Here is a 442-nt window from a genome sequence, read left to right as displayed (position 1 = left end):
CAGGACCTCGAGGTCCCGCTGCGGGTGGCCGTCATGGGCTGCGTCGTCAACGGGCCGGGCGAGGCCCGCGAGGCCGACCTCGGCGTCGCCTCCGGCAACGGCAAGGGCCAGATCTTCGTCAAGGGCGAGGTCATCCGCACCGTGCCCGAGGACCAGATCGTGGAGACCCTCATCGAGGAGGCCAACCGGATCGCCGGCGAGATGGACCTGGGGGAGGACGGCGGTGACCAGGCTGCCGCCGGTGCCCCGGTGGTCTCCGTCCACTGACCGGGAGGTCCGGGCTGCCACGGCTGACCGCGTCCGCCTGCTGACCGACGCGGACACCGCCGCGCTCGCGGCCCTGTCCGCCCGTGCCCCCGTGTCCAACGTGTTCGTGGACTCCCTGCTCGAGGCGGGCCGCCTGGCCGGCCCGCGCGGGGGAGCGGCGGGCACCCTGTTCCTC

1 protein-coding gene and 1 pseudogene are annotated in these 442 nt (G+C 74.7%); both read left to right on the top strand.

The annotated features are described in order from the left end of the window. A partial coding sequence (locus tag SJ20_RS00850; RefSeq protein WP_165577048.1) for a flavodoxin-dependent (E)-4-hydroxy-3-methylbut-2-enyl-diphosphate synthase occupies window positions 1–267 on the top strand: 267 nt, incomplete at its 5' end. Further along, window positions 242–442: pseudogene (locus tag SJ20_RS00845) on the top strand (GNAT family N-acetyltransferase); the annotation flags it as partial. The gene SJ20_RS00850 and the pseudogene SJ20_RS00845, both read left to right, overlap by 26 nt.

The organism is Micrococcus sp. MS-ASIII-49 (assembly GCF_000946635.1).
GTDB lineage: Bacteria > Actinomycetota > Actinomycetes > Actinomycetales > Micrococcaceae > Micrococcus > Micrococcus luteus.
The sequence above is the reverse complement of the archived record's forward strand: the minus strand, read 5'-3'. Positions and strand labels throughout refer to the sequence as shown.